The following is a 17,712-nucleotide window of genomic DNA, read 5'->3' on the forward strand; positions in this document are numbered from 1 at the left end:
CGGCCCGGTTAGCCCCTGTGCCGGCCCAGAAACGCATGGAACAAGGCCGGCCATTGCCCCGCCGGCGCGTTTGCGGGGCCGATGCCGAAGCCATGCCCGCCTTCCTCGAACAGGTGCGCTTCCACCGGCCGTCCCACGCCCCGCATGGCATCCAGGAACAGCGTCGTGTTCTGATAGGGAACCGCGGCGTCATCGAGGGCGTGAACCAGCAATGTCGGCGGCGTATCGGCGCCGATATGCTGCGCAGGCGAGCGGCGGGCGATCAAGGCCGGCTCCGGCACGGGGCCGAGCAGTGTCTGCGCGGAAAGCGCATGCGTATAAGGCGGCGTCACGGCGATGACGGGATAGATCAGGCCGGCGCAGCTCGGCACCGGGTCTAGCTCGTCCGCGGCATCGCGCGCGTCATAGACCGCTTGCCTGCCGCTGGTGATGAGCGAAGCCGCCAGATGTCCGCCGGCGGAAAATCCCACCACGGCAACGGATTGGTCGATGCCGAAGTGCGCCGCCCGCGACCGGATGAGGCGCATGGCCCGCTGCGCATCCTGCAGCGGCACGTCCCAGCGATCGGCCCAGCCTTCGCCCGGCAAGCGATAGACCAGCACGAACACCGTGTAGCCCAGCCCCGTGAACACCCGCGCAACGTCCAGTCCCTCGTTGCGGCTCGACACGAAATTGTATGCACCGCCCGGGATCGCCAGCAGGGCGCGACCATTGCCTTTCTGCGGACGGAACACCCGCATTTCGGGCCGGATCACTCCGGTGATGAACGTGGGATCAAGCGTGGCGGACTTCGTCGGCGCCAGCTTCGGCGCGCCGGGTGGTGGTCCTTCCCAAAGCGGCAGTGACGGCGCCGCCAGCCATTCGGCCGATAACTGGCCCGCACCCTGCGGGATCTTCAGGGCTTCCCTGGCGGCTTGCACCGGCACGTTCGTCAGCAACATTCCACTCCCAAGCAGCACCTGCCTGCGGTTGATCGGCCAGTCCATCACACTCTCCCGCAACAGGCAGTCCGGAGGCGCTTCACACACTCCTTGCCTTCCAACCATAGCCCGCGACGGACAGAACCGCCCGGCGCGCCGCCAATCGGCCATGCCTGCCACTGACGACCGCGTCCGCCAACCTCTCAAGTCCGGTATCATTCCATGAAAATGCACAATTGCGTAATCGATTGCTCTATCCTAGGATCGGCCATGCGGTTTGACCAGCACGAATTGCCAATAACAAGGAAAGGGGAAATTTCGGGACTTTCAGGACGGGCATAAACGGAAGCCGCGTGCTTCCGGCGGCGAAGCAAGCGCCATTCGTGAATTTTAGTGTAACGTTTACGCGGGGACCGTTCCTCGCCAGATCAAGCGAGAGGAATGCTCCAGTATGGCGACCTTGGTCACCGCAAACGGCAATCGTGGTATGCCCGAAGCCACCCTGTGGACTGCCGCCGACCTCTCCTCGCTCGCACGGACACCCGACAACACCATCCCGGCTTTCACTCTGGACGAAACCGCGCGCGCGCCCGGCTTCGACCTGTGGGACATGTGGCCGGTCGAACGGGCTGATGGCTCGCTTCCGCGCTTCGACGGCGCCGCGCTGTGGATGGTGCTGACCGCGCCGGCGGGGGAGGATCCGGACGCGCGCCATGCCATCGCGCGCATTCATCTTGCCAGCGAGAAGGGCGGTCGCTGGACCCTGCATCAGCCGGTGTTTCCCGATGGCTTTACGCCGGGCGATCGGGAATGGTCGGGCTCGGCCGTTCTCGACGAGGCAGCCGGGTTGCTCACCGTCTATTTCACCGCCGCCGGGCGGCGCGGCGTCACCCCGCCCAGTCTGGAACAACGGCTGTTCGCGGCGCAATGCGGGTTCGAAGCGCTGGATGGCACGTTTGCGCTATCCTGCTGGTCCGGGCTGACGGAAGTCATCATCGCGGACGACCGGCACTACAGGGTCGCAAACCAGACGGAAGGCCGGGCGGGAGAAATCCTGGGCTTTCGCGACCCCGGATTCTTTCGCGATCCGCGCGGCGGCGGAGACTTCCTGTTCTTCACCGGATCATGCGCGCGTTCGTCCTCGCGCTGGACCGGCGTCATCGGGGTCGCCACGGCGCGCGAGGGCGCAACCTCCGGCTGGACCTTGCTGCCGCCGGTGCTCAACGCGGCCGGGCTGAACAACGAGCTGGAACGTCCGCACATGCGCGCGGTGGATGGCCTTTACTACCTGTTCTGGTCGACGCAGGGCAAGGTCTTCGCCGAGGACGGCGCGGCCGGGCCGACCGGTCTTTATGGCGCGGTGGCGCCGACCCCGCTGGGACCGTTCACGCTGCTCAACGGGACGGGGCTGGTTGCGAGCGTACCCGAGCAATGCCCCGCGCAGGAATACAGCTGGTGGGTCATGAACGATCTGCAGGTGATCGGTTTCGCCGATTATCCGGGCATCGACGACATGGCGTCGATCACAGAGGCCAGCCAGCGCCGAGCCCATTTCGCCGGCTATCCCGCGCCGTTCTTCCGGGTCGCGCTGGATGGCGCGACATCGCGGGTCATTGCCTGAGCGACAACGGTCTGGGCGATACTGGCCCGTTCAGCTCGATCCGCGCACGATCAAGCGGGGCTCGATTTGCTGCGATGCGGTTTCTTCTCCGCCGATGCGCCGCAGCAGGGTTTCAGTCAGCAGCTGCGCGCCGTGGCGCAATTGCTGGTCGATGGTGCTGAGCGGGGGCGACATATGCTCGCCGATCGGCAAGCCGTCATAGCCGATGACCCGGACGTCGTCCGGCACGCGCCGCCCCAGATCGCGCAACGCGCGGATGACGCTGATCGCGGTGACGTCGGAACCGGCGACGATTCCGTCCGGCATCTCCGACAGGGTCTCAAGTTTCTGCCTTACATCCGCGTAGGCGGCATCGGGCTCGAAGTGCGTCGGAAGTTCCTGCAACGGGGGCAGACCCGCTTCCAGCACGGCCATGCGGGCGCCATCGATGCGTTCACCAAACTCCGAGCCTTCCACCGGCCCGGCATAGGCGATGCGGCGGCAACCGCGCTCGACGAGGTGCATGGCCGCCAGCCGCCCGCCCAGACGGTTGTCCGATCCGATCGAACAGTGATGCTGGCCCGGCGAATGGCCGCCCCACACCACCATCGGGCGATAGCGGCGCGAAACGGTCTCGATGATATGGAACTGGTCCGACTGGCCGACGACGATGATCCCGTCGACCCGGCCGCTCGCGATGAAGCGGTCCATCCAGCGGTCGTTGCGTGGCAGCACGCGCGACAGCAGCATGTCGTATCCGTTCTCGGCGAAGGCATCGGCGAGAAAGCCGGTCATCGTGTTGAAGAACGGGTCCGACAGGTGCTGCAGCGCTTCGTGCCCCAGCGGCACGAGCACGCCGATCGTCATGGTGCGCTGCGTGCGCAGGTTGCGGGCGGCGATATTGGGCTGGTAGCCCAGCTTTTCGGCGAGCGCGGAGATGCGCTTGCGCGTTTCGTCGCTGACGCGGCCCGACCCCGTGAGCGCGCGCGAGGCCGTGGCCGTGGACACGCCGGCCAGTTCGGCGAATTCCTTGAGATTCTTGACGCTGACCATCTGATCCTTCGTGTCCCGGCTCCAAGCCTTCAGGCAGAAGCCTTCGATGCCCCGGAGCCACACCTACACGGGGTTGCGCAACCGGCCAATGGCCTGCTCCGCCTCACCGCAGGCTGGCACGCTCGGCCGCATCGCTTTCCCCATCCATGCGTGGCGATCCGTCCAGACGCAGCGAGGGGAAGCTGCCGGCCGAAACCGCCCGCCATTGCGGCAAGGCATCCGTATCAGGCGAGCCGGTAGCCGCGAACGCCAGCAGCGCGCCCGACATGCTGGCGGCCAGTTGCCGTGCCTCGTGCCCTCCCCCGGTCATCGACGCGCACGTCCCGGCATTGCCGAACCAGAAGGGAATATCGAGGCAATGAAACGCCATCGGCCGCCCATCAAGGATCGGCGTCTGCCAGGTGAACCAGAACAGGTAGGCCGCATCGGCCCCGGACGCGATGCGCCGCCGCGCCTGATCGATCACCGCTTGCCGGATCGGCGCCGTGGCGATCCGCGACCAGAGCGCGAAAGGCGCGGCATCGGGCGTCGCCCTTCGGAAGGCCTCCACCACCGGTCCGGCGCGGCCAGGCGCAAACGTCTCGACCCGGGCGCGCAGGCTTTCGGCATCCATGGCGTTCGCATCGGGATTGTTGATGCCGGTCACGAACTCGTTCAGCGTCGATCCGATGATCAGCGGCACATCGGGCGTGGTCCGGGGGATGGCCGGATCGACCGCGTCGGCCAGGATCGTCCTGCCATCGACGACCGGCGCGAAGTTCAGCATCTGCGGAAGGCGGCGGACGTCGAGGAAACCATCGAACGACGGGTTGATCCTGGCGGCCACACGCTCGGCGGCGGCGCGCAACGAGGTATAGGGCATGGCCTGAAGCGCCGCGAGATCGCCCTTGCGCACGCCCAGTTCCTGCAACAGGAGCGCCGATAGACGGGCGGCGCGTTCCGGCGTGTTGAACTGCGCGAAAGAGCCGCTGAAAATGGCGGCACGGTGGAACAGGCCGCGCGCCGCCGGCATTCCCATCAGCGCGCTCACCTTGGCCCCGCCGCCGGACTGGCCGAACACGGTGACGCGCGCGGGATCGCCCCCGAACTCCGCGATGTTGTCCTTCACCCAGCGCAGCGCTGCCACGATGTCCAGCATCCCGGCGTTGGCCGAATCCCGCAGGTCTTCGCTCCAGGTGGAAAGATCGAGAAAGCCAAGGACATTGAGGCGGTGATTGAGCGTGACGACCACGGCTTCGCCGGTGCGTGCCAGATTTTCGCCATCGAAAGCGGGAATGTCATGCCCCGAACCGGCCGCAAAACCGCCACCGTGAAGCCATACGAGCACCGGCCGGCGCGCGTCGTCGCATCCGGCGGTCCACAGGTTGAGGCGCAGGCAGTCTTCATCCTCCACCGCATCGTTCCAGCGGAAGATGAAGGCTTCCTCGTCGTTGAACCGTCCGGTTCCCTTGTCCTGCGGCGCGATCGGGCCGTAGTGCAACGTGGAGCGAACGCCCTGCCACGGTTTGACCGGCTGCGGGGGCTGGAAGCGGTTTGCCCCGCCGGTGGACGCGGCATAGGGCACGCCCTTGAACATCAGGACGCCGCCCTGGCAATAGCCACGGATTCGTCCGCCGGTGGTATGCGCCGTAACACGCGCCGGGTCGGTCGTGATCCCGTCGTCGGGAGCCATCCCGTGCATGGCCCTTTCGCCTCTCCCGGCGGCAGAAGCAGCCGCTGGCGCGGAGCCAAGCACCAGGCCGGCCGCCGCGCCCTTGATCAATCCCCGACGATCGAGTCCCTCGCTGGTGTCATCACGCCGCGCCATGGCTGTGGCTCCCGCACCGGAACGGCGGCACCTTCTCCCGCAGGAGCCGGTGCCGCGGCGTCTCCGGTCAGTTGGTATTGAGGCGGAACGTCACGCCGATCGTGCGCGGGCGCGGCCCCGCGAGCAGCGTGGGGCCGTTCGCCGAGGTCGGTCCGCGCAGGTCGGAGAGATTATCGCCGAACAGACGCACCTCGTAGCGGTCGAACCGCACGCCGATGCTCGCTTGATAGAGCTCATACGGGTTGATCTCGTTGACCGTGGCGTCGCCAAGGCGCGACCGGCCCACGAACGTCGCGGAGCTGGTCGCAAAGAGCACCGCATGGCCGATGTCATGCTCGTAGGTGGCGTCCAGGCGGAAGTTGTGCGTCGGCGTGTTGAGCAGGCGCAAGCCATTGGCAATCCGCGGATCGGCTCCCGAAAAGGCGGGCAGGACGCGCGTGAACTTGGAATTGTTGACGTTGCCGATGGCGTTCAGCGTAAGCCCCCGCAGCGGGGTGCGCCAGGACAGTTCCATGTCGATGCCCTGCGCCTTGCCGTCGCCCAGATTGGCGAAGGCGGACAGGCCGATCGAGGTGTTGAAGGCGCTCTGGATGTTCGTGTACTTGATGTCGTAGAGGCTGACGGCCACGTGCAGCGCGCCATCCAGCAGCGATCCCTTGGTCCCCACTTCCAGGTTGCGCAGCTTGTCCGGTGTCAGCGAGATGCTGCTCGGCACGCCATCGGCGATCACCGCGTCGGCCTGCGCCTTCGATTGCAGGATGCCGCTGCGGAAACCGGTGCCCGCGTTGAAGAACAGCATCCAGTTCGGCGAAGGATTGATCGCCAGGTTCGCCCGCCAGGTCAGCGCATCGGGCGTAGCCTTGCTGGTCACGCCCACCCCGTTCGAAACCGAATCCGACGAACGGTGATCCTTGAAGTAGCGCAGCCCGACGAGCGGGACGACCTTTCCGCCGAACAGCTCGTAGCTCACTTCCGAAAAGACCGCCGCGTTTTCGGTCTTGGTGATCGTCCGCCCGTTCAGCGCGAGCGTCGGGAACGTCAGATTGAACGTATAGAGACTGCGCGCGTTCTGGTAGTACACGCCCGCGACGCCCTTGAACGGGCCGGCCCCGTTGGTCGCGAGACGCAGTTCGTTGACGAAGCTGCGCGCATCGCCGCCGTTGTTCAACACACCGATGCCCAGCGGCGCGCCAAGGTTGAGCCCTACCTGGAAACCGCCGGGCAGCGACTTCTGGTACGACGTCGCGTTGGTCAGCGTGAAATCGCCGATCTCGCGCTCGATCGTGTTCGAGACATACCACGCGCGCCGGCGGTCATAGCCGACCACATCGCCCTGGTACGCGGCGTAGGGCGGATCGAGCGAGTTGATCACGTTGAGGTACTTCTGGTCCGTGCTGAAGTACCAGCCCCGCGCGCGCACTGTCGTCAGTTCGTCCGGCTTCCACAGCAGCACCGCCTGGATGTCCTTGGAGATGACGTAGTTGGCGTCCTTCTCGCGCGGGGTGCCGGTCGGCGCGCCCGAATAGATGTCCGCGGTGCCCGCGCGACGGTCGTAGCCACCGCTGATGCGCAGTGCGAGCTTGCCCGGTACCAGCGGAACCGAAAAGGCGCCTGCCCCGCGATAGTTGGGATCGCCCGCCTCGCGCGTGCCCGAAAGCTCCAGCTCGCCCGCGTAGGTGATCTTCTCGAGATCGGGATTCTTGGTGTGGTAGATGATCGTGCCGGCCGACGAACCAAGCCCGTAAAGCGTGCCCTGCGGCCCGCGCAGGACTTCCACGCGATCGATGTCGAAATACTGGACCGGCGGTGCCGCCTGGTTGTTCGGCACACCGAACGGTGTGTCATCGAGGTAGTAGCCGATCAGGCCATCGCCGATCGGGCCGCCCGCGCCCGAGCCACGGAACGAGAAGATGCGATAGCCGGCACCGATTTCCTGTGCCTGCGATGCGCCGGGGATCAACTGGATCAGGTCCGCACCGTCGCGCACGTTGCGCTGCTTCAGCGTATCGCCGCTGAACGCCTGGATGGCGAGCGGCACCTTGTCGAGCCGGACCGAGCCGGACTTCAGCGCGGTAACGACGATTTCCTCCGCGCTGGGCGCATCGCTCGCCTTGTCGGCGGCGGTTTCCTGCGCGTGCGCGGGAGCAACCCCGCAAGCCGCTATCGCCGCGGCACACAGCAGACGTGTGTGGAGAAACTGGATATGCCGGTGAGCCTTCATTGTACCCTCCCTTGTTTTGCAGTTGAGTAATCGATTACGCATTTGATGTCAAACCATGCACGGAAGCGGAACGCCCCTGCGACCGCTATGTCCCGGGCCGGTCCCCACTCGCCTTCAGGAAAGCGGCCCCCAGGGCGAGCTTCCACGAAGCAGTGAACGTCCGGGCCGCGCGGGATGCCGGCGCGATGAAATCGAAACCGTGGTAAGCGCCGGGAACGACCAGCATCTGCGTCGGAACGCCCTGCCGGATCAGCGCCTGCGCATAGGCGATATCCTCGTCGACGAACAAGTCGATCGCGCCGACGCCAATGAACGCCGGCGGCAGACCGGCCAGGTTCTCCACCCGCGCCGGCACCGCGCCCGGCGGAACCGAGGCCATGCCGGCGGGCTGCCCCAGCAGGCTGGTCCAGCCGACCACGTTGCCCGCCTCGTTCCAGCCGATCGTTCCGATGAACGGCGGAACATGCCGGGTGCTGCCGGTGCGATCATCGAGCATCGGATAGATCAGAACCTGAAAACACAGCGGCACGCTCGCCCGATCGCGCGCAGCGATCGCCAGCATGGCCGCAAGCCCGCCCCCCGCGCTTTCTCCCTTGATCGCAATGCGATCCCGATCAACGCCCAGCTCCTCGGCATTGCCGTGCAACCATACCAGCGCCGCGTGACAATCCTCGAGCGGGCCGGGAAACCGCGTCTCGGGCGAAAGGCGATAGTCGACTTCCACCACCACGCAATCCAGTTCCTCGGCGAGGGCTTGCGATGCAGGAAAGGTGTCCTCCATCCGGCCCACTATGAAGCCGCCGCCGTGGATATGCAGCACCGCCGGTCGCAGCACGCCATCGCGCCGCGCCCCGATCACCGCGACGCCGACATCCGGCTGGCCTTGCGCACCGGGCACCCGCCGAAGCTCGACCGCCGGCGCGGGCGACGGCAGCGCGGCGGGTGGGGGCGGCGCTTTCGCCCGCATTCCAAGGATCGCCTTGTGATCGAGCGGATCGGGCAACGGGCGGGAAAGGATCAGCTTCGCGCCTTCACGAAGTTCCGGATCGACCATCGCCAGTCCGTCCGAATCGGTGCTTGCGATCCCGGAACGGGCCACCGCCTGGCCAGCGCCGGCCGTCAACATTGCCGGTGCAGCCGCCGCTCCCAGCGCGGCGATGCCGAACGTTCTGCGCGTGAAATCCACCAGCCATCCTCTCTGTCGCTCGCTCCTTCAACCGGAAGCGCACTTTGCGTAATCGATTTCTTACACCTTGCGATCGATAATGCAATCGATTACGCATACTTTCATCGGATAGCGCAGGAGAGGAACGAGCGCATGACCAGACCGACAAGGGGTGCAAACCCTATGCTACGCGCGATCGTGGCGCTGCTGGCTTTCCTCCAGGGTCCGCCCTTGCTCCACGCGCAAGAGACCGCGCCCCCGCAAGTCCGCGTCGAGGACGACGGAACGGTCCACGTTCCCGCAATGACAGTGCCGGTATCGGCGATGCTCAGCCCGGAAGCGAAGCGCTATGTCGCCGATCATCTGAAGGCGATGCAGAATCCGGAACAGGTCCGCCAGAACAACGGCGTCCCGGTGTTCATGGAGCCTTACCTTACCGAAGCCAAATCGACGTTCGCCTATGACATGACCGAACGCACGCTCGGCGGCGTCCGCGTGTTCGACTATGCGCCCAAGGCTGGCATTGCCGCCAAGAACGCGCGCCGCGTGCTGATCAACCTGCACGGCGGCGGCTTCATGGGCTGCTTCCCGGCCTGCGCCGAACTCGAATCCATTCCGGTGGCGGCGCTAGGCCAGGTGCGCGTGGTTTCCGTCGATTACCGCCAGGGGCCGGCCTACCGGTTCCCCGCCGCCAGCGAGGACGTGGCACAGGTCTATCGCGAACTGCTGAAAAGCTATCCCGCCGCGAACATCGGCATCTACGGTTGCTCGGCCGGCGGCATGCTGACGGGCATGGCGACCGCTTGGTTCCAGAAGCATGACCTGCCAAGGCCAGGCGCGGTTGGCATCTTCTGCGCCGGCCTTACCACCTCGGCGAACGGCTTCGGGGGCGATGCGGACTATATGACGGCCGCTGTCGGCGAAGCGCGTCCGGCCCCGAAATGGCCCGCCAGCACCGATGCGCCATGGACCGCACTGCCCTACTTCGCCGGCGCCGATCCCAAGGACCCGCTCGTGTCGCCCGGATCGTCTGACGAGGTGCTGCGGCAGTTTCCGCCCACGCTGATCATCACCGCGACGCGCGGCTTCGAGTTGAGCTCCGCCGTCAAGACGCACAGCCGCATGGTGGCTCTGGGCGTGGATGCCGACCTTCATGTCTGGGAAGGCCTGTTCCACGGCTTCTTCTACAAGCCGAACATGCCGGAATCACGCGAAGCCTATGACGTGATGCTGAAGTTCTTCGACAAGCATCTCGGGCAATAGGCGCCCCCGCGATCAGGCCTGCGCGCCAAAGGCGGCGTGCAGGCTCGATTTCCAGGCTTGGGTGAACTCGCGCGAAACGCGGGCCTGCGGCACCACGAAATCGAAGGCGTGAAAGGCGCCGGGCGTGACGTGGACCCGCGTGGGCACCCCGGCCGCGATCAACCGCCGCGCGAAATCGAGATCTTCCTCGACGAACAGGTCCAGCGCGCCCACGCCGATGAAGGAGGAGGCCAGCCCCTCCACGTCGGCAACGCGCGCCGGGACGCTGTTTTCAGGCACTTTGGCCGATCCTGCGGGAACGCCGAGAAAGCAGGACCACCCGAACCGGTTCGCCTGAGCCGACCAGCCGACCGTGCCAATATGTGGCGGCGCGGTTCGCGTTGATCCCGTGCGGTCATCGAGCATCGGATAAAGCATGACAAGGTGGCAGACGCGCACCTTGCCGCGATCGCGCGCCATAAGCCCGACCAGCGCGGCAAGCCCTCCGCCCGCGCTTTCCCCCATCACGGCGATCCGTGCGGGATCGATGCCGAGCGGACCGGCATTCGCCGCCATCCATTCGAGCACGGCATAGTTGTCGAGCACAGGACCGGGGAACGGCGTTTCCGGCGCCAGGCGATAATCGACGTTGACCACCACAGCATCGAATTCCGCCGACAGCATCTGGCAAAACGCGGTCATGTTGCGCGCCCGACCGGAAATCATGCCCCCGCCATGGATGTGGAGAATAGCCGGGCGGCCCGCGCCGGAAGGCTTCGCGCCAATGACCTCGACCGCGACATCGGGCGCCCCGGCCGGGCCGGGGATCGTCCGCAACGCCACGGAGGGTGCGGGCGCATCGAGGAGCGGCGGGGGAGCCCACGAGGCCCGCATCGCTGGCAACGTCTCGCGCGTGGGTGGTGGGAACGTCTGGCGCAACATCCCGCGCGCCGCTTTGCGCAGCTCGGGATCGAACAGGTCCACGGGGTCCGGCCCGCTCTGCGCCAGCGCGCGCGTGAAGCCCGCGCTCTGCGCGACAAGGCCCGTCCCCAGACAGGCGGCGCCCCAAAACAGATCTCTGCGAGTGAACTGCAAGCAAACCTCCCACACCGGACTGGATCGATAGCACAGCAGGCTTCTCGCCGGAACTCGGCGCGAGCAGCCATGACATCCCTGCGGTGGATAGGGGCCTAACCACGGGCAACGCTCGCTACCGGGGCGGCAAGGCGACGAAAGCCGGATTCAATAATTTGACAAAAATAGTTTTTCGTCACATTTCTACTTAGGGTCGCGCCAAGGCGGCACGGGGAGAGAGAGGAATGGTCGACGATAGCGCGCTCGCTGCAAGCCGGGCGATTACCGGGGCAACGCAGGGCGGAAACGACGAGAAAGTCGCCGAACGGCTCAGGGCCTTTCTGAACCGGCAAGCGGCGCTCGGCGGAAACATCGGTGCGATCCGGATCGACGCGGGGCGCCGTTCGGCCGGCGCCTCCAGCGGGACGATCCTTTTCGACGCCGACATTGAGGGCGAAAACCAGCCGCCGCTGCGGCTCGTGTTCCGTTACGATCTTGGTGGCGCGTTCTTCAGCCAATATTCGTTGCCGCCCCAATTCGCGATCATGCATGGCCTGCACGCGCGCGGGCTTCCGGTTCCGAAAGCGCTCTGGCTCGACGCCGATGGCGCGGTGAACGGCAAGCCCGGATTGTTCATGGAACGGATCGAGGGGATCGCGCCAAGCACGATGCCGTTCAACGAAGGCCCCTATATGGCCGTGGACGCGGCCGGGCGGCACGCCATGCTGCTCGAAGCGGCGCGGACGCTGGCGCGGATACACGCGACCTCTCCCGATGGCCTCGCCGACGCGCATTTCGCACAGCGCGGCGGCGATGGTTCTTATCTGGATCGCGAGATCGGCTGGACACTGACCGAGCTGCGGCGAACGATCCCTCCTGCAGCGCAGGATGCAAAGGCGGATTTCTACCGCGACATTCGCGAAACACTGGAGTCGGTCGCCGACTGGCTGACGGCGCACGCGCCGCGCCACCGCGCCCCGGAACTGGCGCACGGCGACGCGAACATATCGAACTTCATGTACGGCGAGGACGGCAGGGTCGTGGCGCTGCTCGACTGGGAACTGGCGCATCATGGCGTCGGCGAAGCCGATCTTGCCTATCAGATCGCCGGGATCGCGCATTTCGCGCTGCTCGCGCCGCCCGTCGATGGCATTCCGACGCCCGACGAGATGATCGCGGCCTACCGGCATGCGCGCGGAAAGCTCGACGACTGGGCGTTCGCGCACGTTCTGGGCGAGTGGCGCCTCGCGGTCTTCGCCGCGATGGGCATGAGCCGCCTGCCCCCTGAACTCGAAGACGTCGAACGCACCTATTGGACCGCCACGCGCAAGCGGCTCGCGGCGCTGGTCCCGGGGATCGGCGCATGATCCCCGCCGGGGACATCATCGTCCTGCCGGTCGAGGACGAATGGCCGCACGCCCCCGAACCCGACGCGCATTGGCAGGAAAGCGTGGTTCTCTGCTTTCAGGACATCGAGCAGGAATTGGGCGGCTTCATCCGGATCGGCCACCACCCCAACCTGGGGACCGGCAATTGCACGTTCGGCGTGGTGGCGCCGGGCGTCGGCTACAACCGTTCGCGGATCGACGTGCCGATGCGCGAGGGCGACCGCTTTGCGAACGGCTTCGCGATCGACGGCTTTCTGACCGCGATCTTCGACAGCGCGACCAATCGCTGGATCGCCGAGGACGATGATTGCGCGCTCGACCTGCATGTCGAAAATCTTCATCCGCATTATGATGCCTGGGCCTTGTCCGGCCTGACCGGTGGCTTTCGCGAGAAGTTCGCGGCGATGCACACCGAGGTTGCGGGGCGGGTCCGCGGAACCATGCGGATCGGCGACCGGACATGGACGGTCGACGGCTTCGGGCACCGCGATCACAGCTGGGGGGTGCGCAAGCACGACGATCCCGAGGCCGCGCTCGCCACCTTCTTCTGGCTCGTCGGTTCGTTCGGCCCCGACCTGATCTTCAGCATGAGCGAATCGATCACCTTTTCGGGCACGCGCAACCGCACCGGCTTCGTGATCCGCGATGGCGAACTGGCCCGCCCCCTCACGCGGGATGCGCGCTTCGGCGTGACGCTCGATGGCATGACGATGCGCGATGCGCGCGTGACCTTCGACGCCGCCGCGCTCGGCACGCACACGATCGACCTCGAAGGTTTCGGCAATGTCGTCCTCGGCATGGGCGGCCGCTATCTCGAGGTTGGCATGCCGGCGCGGGGGTACTGGAACGGTCGCACCGGCGGGGTTCACCTCAGCATCATGTTCAATGCGCGCGGCGGAACCGGCCAGCCACCGATGCTGTTCGGCACCTCGTCCGCCAACGGGCTTTACCGCGAGCAGGCCTTTCAGGAGGTCCGGAAACGCTAGCGCGCGGAGAGATTCCGCTTTGGGGATAACCGCTCTCCGGGGTCGGCGACAAAGGACCGAACTCCGCCATAGCCGTCGTTCAAGGATCGAGAATCGCTTTTCGACAACGGCATTCGTTCATTTTGTCGAGCGCAGGCATGCTGGTCGAGCCAGCATCGCCATTGACCAGAATCTCCACCACTGAAATGCTTTAGGGATGAAGCTGCGACCATTGCGAGCAATCGCCCTCGCCATTTCAGGCATCTCCCTTCTCGATGCGGTAGCGAGCCGCGCCGCACCACCCCCGCACGACACCGTCTATTCCGATGCGATCGTCATCGATGGAACCGGCGCACCGGCGCGGACGCATCAGGACATCATCGTCGCGAACGAGCGCATCGTCGCGATCGTCCCGCACGGTAGCGCAACTGGGCGGGACGAACCCAGCGCGCGACGTGTTGATCTCTCCGGCCTTTTCGTCATCCCTGGCCTGATCGACAGTCACGTGCACATGGCAACACCGCCCGAGCCAGTGAGGGCGCGCGCGCGACTGCGGCGCGATCTTTTTGGCGGCGTGACCGCGGTGCGCGACATGGCCGACGACATCAGGCTGGTCGGCGAACTGGCACGCGCGGCACGCTTCGGAGAAATTCCAGCGCCTGACATCGCCTATGTCGCAGTGTTTGCCGGACGCCCCTTCTTCGCCGACCCCCGCGTCGGCTCGGTGAGCAAGGGCTATGCGCCGGGAACTGCGCCGTGGATGCAGGCGATCGACGAGCAGACCAACATCGTGCACGCCATCAGCATGGCACGCGGCACCGGCGCCGCGGCGATCAAAATCTACGCCGACCTGCCGTCCGACCTGATCGCCGCGATCACGCATGAAGCGCATCGCCAGCACATGCTCGTGTGGGCGCATAGCGCGGTCTTCCCCACCCGTCCGGCCGATGTCATCGACGCGGGCGTCGATTCCGTGAGCCACGCCTGCTACCTCGCCTATCAGGCCGAGCCGGTCATGCTGTCCTCCTATGAGGATCACACACCGGTCCACGAAAACCTTCTAAAGCAACCCGATGACCCGGTCATGGCTGGTCTGTTCGCCGATATGGTGCGCCGCGGGACGATCCTCGATGCGACCGGCAGCCTGTTCGTGCGCTATGACAAGGAGCGGGCGGCCCATCCGGAACGCAAGGCGCTGCGCTGCACCGGCCCGACCACGACACGTCTGACGCGACAGGCATGGCACGCTGGCGTACCGATCTCCGCCGGCACGGATTCGGTAGCGGGTGCCGGAAGCCAGTGGCCCGATGTCTTTCCCGAGATCGAGTTCCTCGTCCGCGATGTGGGCATGTCTCCGCTTGCTGCGATCCATTCGGCCACCGCCGTCGGCGCGCGGGCGATGGGACAGGGACAGGACATGGGCACGCTCGAATCAGGAAAGCTCGCGAACTTCGTCGTGCTAACTGCCGATCCCCTCGCCGACATCGGCAATATCCGCAGCGTGCAGATGACGGTAAAGCGCGGTCACGAATACCGCCGGGCAGACTATCGCCCGGTAACGGCCGACGAGATGGGTAACGACAATGACGACTGACAGGCGCACCTTTCTGGGCGCGGCATCGGGAACCGCAGCGGTCGCCGCGCTGGGCGTTGCGGGCAAGGCGAGCGCGCAAGGGCCTGCGATGCTTATCGTCAATGCGCTCGGCGGGATGGACGATCCCAACCATCCGCAAGGCAATCTCGTCCCTGACCTCTCGCCCCGCGTGCTGGCCGAAGCGCACGCATCGGGCCTGACGGCGATCAACGTTACGCTGGGTTACGTCTCGGGCGAGGAGGATCCCTTTGAACTTTCGGTGCGCGATATCGCCGCGACCGATGCGCTGGTCCGCAAGCACGCGCGCGATGTGCTCAAGGTCTATACCGCATCGGACATCCGCCGCGCCGCGCAGGAACGACGCATCGGGCTGATTTACGGCTTCCAGAACGGCGCGATGATGGGCAAGGACCCATCGCGCGTGGATATTTTCGCCGGGCTTGGCGTGCGCGTATTCCAGTTGACCTATAACCCCGCCAACCTGCTCGGCGACGGATCGATGGCGCCGGAGAACCGCGGCATCACCGCAGTCGGCCGCGAAGTGATCGCGCGATGCAACGCAAACCGGGTAATGGTCGACCTGTCGCACAGCGGCGAACGGACCTGCCTCGATGCCGCGCTGGCCTCGTCCCAGCCGATCTCGATCAATCACACCGGATGCCGTGCGCTGACCGACCTGCCGCGCAACAAGACGGACGCGGAGCTTCGTCTGGTCGCAGAGCGTGGCGGCTTTGTCGGCATCTATTTCATGCCCTTCCTCAATACCACCGGACACGCCCGCGCTGCCGATGTCGTCGCGCATCTGGACCATGCCGTGAATGTCTGCGGCGAGGATCACGTTGGCATCGGAACCGACGGATCGGTCACGCAGATCGACGACCTCGTTGCTTATCAGGCCGCGCTCGCCAAGGAGATCGCGGAGCGTAAGGCAGCCGGGATCAGCGCGGCGGGAGAGCGGGCGGACACCTATCCCTTCGTCGTCGACTTGCGCGGGCCGCAGCAGTTTCGCGACCTGATTGCCTTGCTGAAGGGCAAGGGCTGGACCCAGGCGCGGATCGAGAAGATCATGGGGCTGAACTTCGTGCGCTATGCCGAAGCCGTATGGGGCGCGTGACCGGGTGAAGCTGATCGATCGCGAAGAAGTCGCGCGCCGACTCGACCATGTCACCTGCATCGCGCTGGTGCGCGAAGCGATGATTGCTCTGGCTGAAGGGCGCACGAGGCAGCTTTTGCGCGGGATCATCGATCTGGGCAAAGGCGACATGTTCGGGGTAATGCCCGGCGCGATGGACGATGCCGGCTTCGGCGTCAAAGTGGTGAGCATATTCCCCAACGCGCCGGGCGGCCGCTCGCACCAGGGCGTGATCGTCATCTTCGACCGCACAACCGGTGCCCCGACGGCGGTGATTGAAGGCGGCGAAGTGACTGCCATCCGCACCGGATGCGCATCGGCCGTCGCGACCGATGCCCTGGCGAATAGGGACGCGCACCAACTGGCCGTGCTGGGTACCGGCGAGCAGGCGTGGCAGCACATTGCCGCGATCCGCCATGTTCGCGCGCTCTCGCGGGTCACGATCTGGGGGCGCGACCCGGCCAGGTCGGCGGCGCTTGCCTGCCGCGTGGAACGCGAGCTGCAACTGTGCGCGCGTAGCGCGCCGGACGTTCCCGCCGCGGTCGCGCAGGCCGACATCATCTGCACGGTCACCGCGGCCGACGTGCCCATACTGTTTTCGCGCGACATCCCCGACGGCGCGCATGTCAACGTGGTAGGCTCCAGCCGGCTAGGTCCGGCCGAGATCGATAACGCACTGGTCGCCCGTGCCCGGTTCTTCCCCGACCACCGCGAAGGCGTTCTGGCACAGGGCGCAGAGTTCCTGAACGCCCGTGAGGCAGGACTTGTCACGGACGATCATGTCTTGGCGGAGATCGGGCATGTACTCAATGGCAACACGCCAGGGCGCCTGGGCCAGGCGGACGTCACGATCTACAAGTCGCTCGGCTCGATCGTACAGGACCTTGCCTGCGCAGCCTATCTCGCAGGTGTGTGAGCACACCCGCTCTCATTCCGGCCGGGTGGCGATCGGACGAATTTTGCGGCCATTCGCTGCGCAGGAAAGGTTCGGCAAAGCCGTCATGAGTTCATGATCTTCCGGTACCGCGATGGGCAAAGTTCGTCGATTACATCGATGGCTCAGAAGATCGGCGGCTCCGGGCACACGCTGCTGGAACGGGTGAAGAGTCGGCATATTTTACCAAGCCGATCATGTCGGATAGCTGCCGCTCCGGCCACGCCGGAATGCGCGCGCGTGGTCTAACCTCCAACAATCATGTGCGAGCGTGCGAAGAAGATCGGCGAGCGCGGAAGGTCGATAAAGCGCTGCTCGTCCTCGAACAGTTCGCGATTGGCGATGCGCCGCGCGGGGTCGTTGCCGCTGCCGAGCAGATCGGCCTCGCTGTTCCAGCCGAGTTCGGCAACGCCATCGAAGGGCTGATCGGCCAGCCGGCCCTTGAGCAGGCCCCCGAGCACGGGATCATCGAGCCGGTGGTGCTGGCGGTAAAGCGCCAGGCCGATCGTCGGCGCATGCCGCGCGACGAGCGGCGCGTGCGTTTCCAGCCAGTAGGTCTGGAATTCTTCGAGACTGAGCGATGGCAGCCGATGAAGGCAGAACAGCATCCGGATCAT

General features: G+C 65.9%; 14 protein-coding genes. 7 read left to right on the forward strand and 7 right to left on the reverse strand.

Going from position 1 to position 17,712, the window contains the following annotated elements:
* Positions 1–8: 8 nt before the first annotated feature.
* Positions 9–986 carry an alpha/beta hydrolase gene (locus tag FA702_RS19785; protein WP_136957811.1) on the reverse strand — a complete coding sequence of 326 codons (978 nt, stop codon included), beginning with the start codon at positions 984–986 and terminating at the stop codon, positions 9–11.
* Positions 987–1,371: 385 nt separating this feature from the next.
* Between FA702_RS19785 and FA702_RS19790 the strand changes: the two genes are divergently transcribed.
* Positions 1,372–2,541 (forward strand): glycoside hydrolase family 68 protein, encoded by a 1,170-nt coding sequence (locus tag FA702_RS19790; RefSeq protein WP_136957812.1) that lies wholly within the window; start codon positions 1,372–1,374, stop codon positions 2,539–2,541.
* 30 nt (positions 2,542–2,571) lie between these two features.
* On the opposite strand, the gene FA702_RS19795 is transcribed toward FA702_RS19790, so the two are convergent.
* The 4 genes from FA702_RS19795 to FA702_RS19810 all read right to left on the reverse strand — a co-directional run bounded on the left by FA702_RS19795 (position 2,572) and on the right by FA702_RS19810 (position 8,787).
* Positions 2,572–3,573: a LacI family DNA-binding transcriptional regulator gene (locus FA702_RS19795; RefSeq protein ID WP_136957813.1), complete on the reverse strand. Its 1,002-nt coding sequence runs from the start codon at positions 3,571–3,573 to the stop codon at positions 2,572–2,574.
* Between the two features lie 103 nt (positions 3,574–3,676).
* Positions 3,677–5,254 (reverse strand): carboxylesterase/lipase family protein, encoded by a 1,578-nt coding sequence (locus tag FA702_RS19800; protein WP_255504909.1) that lies wholly within the window; start codon positions 5,252–5,254, stop codon positions 3,677–3,679.
* A gap of 193 nt (positions 5,255–5,447) precedes the next feature.
* Positions 5,448–7,601 carry a TonB-dependent receptor gene (locus FA702_RS19805; RefSeq protein WP_136957815.1) on the reverse strand — a complete coding sequence of 718 codons (2,154 nt, stop codon included), beginning with the start codon at positions 7,599–7,601 and terminating at the stop codon, positions 5,448–5,450.
* An 85-nt stretch (positions 7,602–7,686) separates the two neighbouring features.
* Positions 7,687–8,787, reverse strand: coding sequence for an alpha/beta hydrolase (locus FA702_RS19810; RefSeq protein WP_255504845.1), 1,101 nt, complete (start codon positions 8,785–8,787; stop codon positions 7,687–7,689).
* A 162-nt stretch (positions 8,788–8,949) separates the two neighbouring features.
* On the opposite strand from FA702_RS19810, the gene FA702_RS19815 reads away from it, so the two are divergent.
* Positions 8,950–10,029, forward strand: a complete 1,080-nt coding sequence (locus FA702_RS19815) for an alpha/beta hydrolase fold domain-containing protein (protein WP_136957816.1) — start codon at positions 8,950–8,952, stop codon at positions 10,027–10,029.
* Positions 10,030–10,041: 12 nt separating this feature from the next.
* Here the strand turns inward: FA702_RS19815 and FA702_RS19820 are convergent, their stop codons facing one another.
* Complete coding sequence (locus FA702_RS19820; protein ID WP_255504846.1) at positions 10,042–11,103, reverse strand: alpha/beta hydrolase; 1,062 nt, start codon at positions 11,101–11,103, stop codon at positions 10,042–10,044.
* A gap of 224 nt (positions 11,104–11,327) precedes the next feature.
* Here FA702_RS19820 and FA702_RS19825 point away from each other — a divergent pair, with 224 nt between their 5' ends.
* The 5 genes from FA702_RS19825 to FA702_RS19845 all read left to right on the forward strand — a co-directional run bounded on the left by FA702_RS19825 (position 11,328) and on the right by FA702_RS19845 (position 17,077).
* Positions 11,328–12,449 (forward strand): phosphotransferase family protein, encoded by a 1,122-nt coding sequence (locus FA702_RS19825; protein ID WP_136957817.1) that lies wholly within the window; start codon positions 11,328–11,330, stop codon positions 12,447–12,449.
* Positions 12,446–13,456 (forward strand): hypothetical protein, encoded by a 1,011-nt coding sequence (locus FA702_RS19830; RefSeq protein ID WP_136957818.1) that lies wholly within the window; start codon positions 12,446–12,448, stop codon positions 13,454–13,456. The genes FA702_RS19825 and FA702_RS19830 overlap by 4 nt, the downstream gene beginning before the upstream one ends.
* Before the next feature lie 196 nt (positions 13,457–13,652).
* Positions 13,653–15,029, forward strand: coding sequence for an amidohydrolase family protein (locus FA702_RS19835; RefSeq protein ID WP_136957819.1), 1,377 nt, complete (start codon positions 13,653–13,655; stop codon positions 15,027–15,029).
* Positions 15,019–16,143, forward strand: coding sequence for a dipeptidase (locus tag FA702_RS19840; protein ID WP_136957820.1), 1,125 nt, complete (start codon positions 15,019–15,021; stop codon positions 16,141–16,143). Before FA702_RS19835 ends, FA702_RS19840 begins: the two co-directional genes overlap by 11 nt.
* 4 nt (positions 16,144–16,147) lie before the next feature.
* On the forward strand, positions 16,148–17,077 hold the full coding sequence (locus tag FA702_RS19845) for an ornithine cyclodeaminase family protein (RefSeq protein ID WP_136957821.1): 930 nt from the start codon (positions 16,148–16,150) through the stop codon (positions 17,075–17,077).
* 263 nt (positions 17,078–17,340) lie between these two features.
* Here the strand turns inward: FA702_RS19845 and FA702_RS19850 are convergent, their stop codons facing one another.
* Positions 17,341–17,712 (reverse strand): EthD domain-containing protein, encoded by a 372-nt coding sequence (locus FA702_RS19850; RefSeq protein WP_136957822.1) that lies wholly within the window; start codon positions 17,710–17,712, stop codon positions 17,341–17,343.

The organism is Novosphingobium sp. EMRT-2 (assembly GCF_005145025.1).
Classification (GTDB): domain Bacteria; phylum Pseudomonadota; class Alphaproteobacteria; order Sphingomonadales; family Sphingomonadaceae; genus Novosphingobium.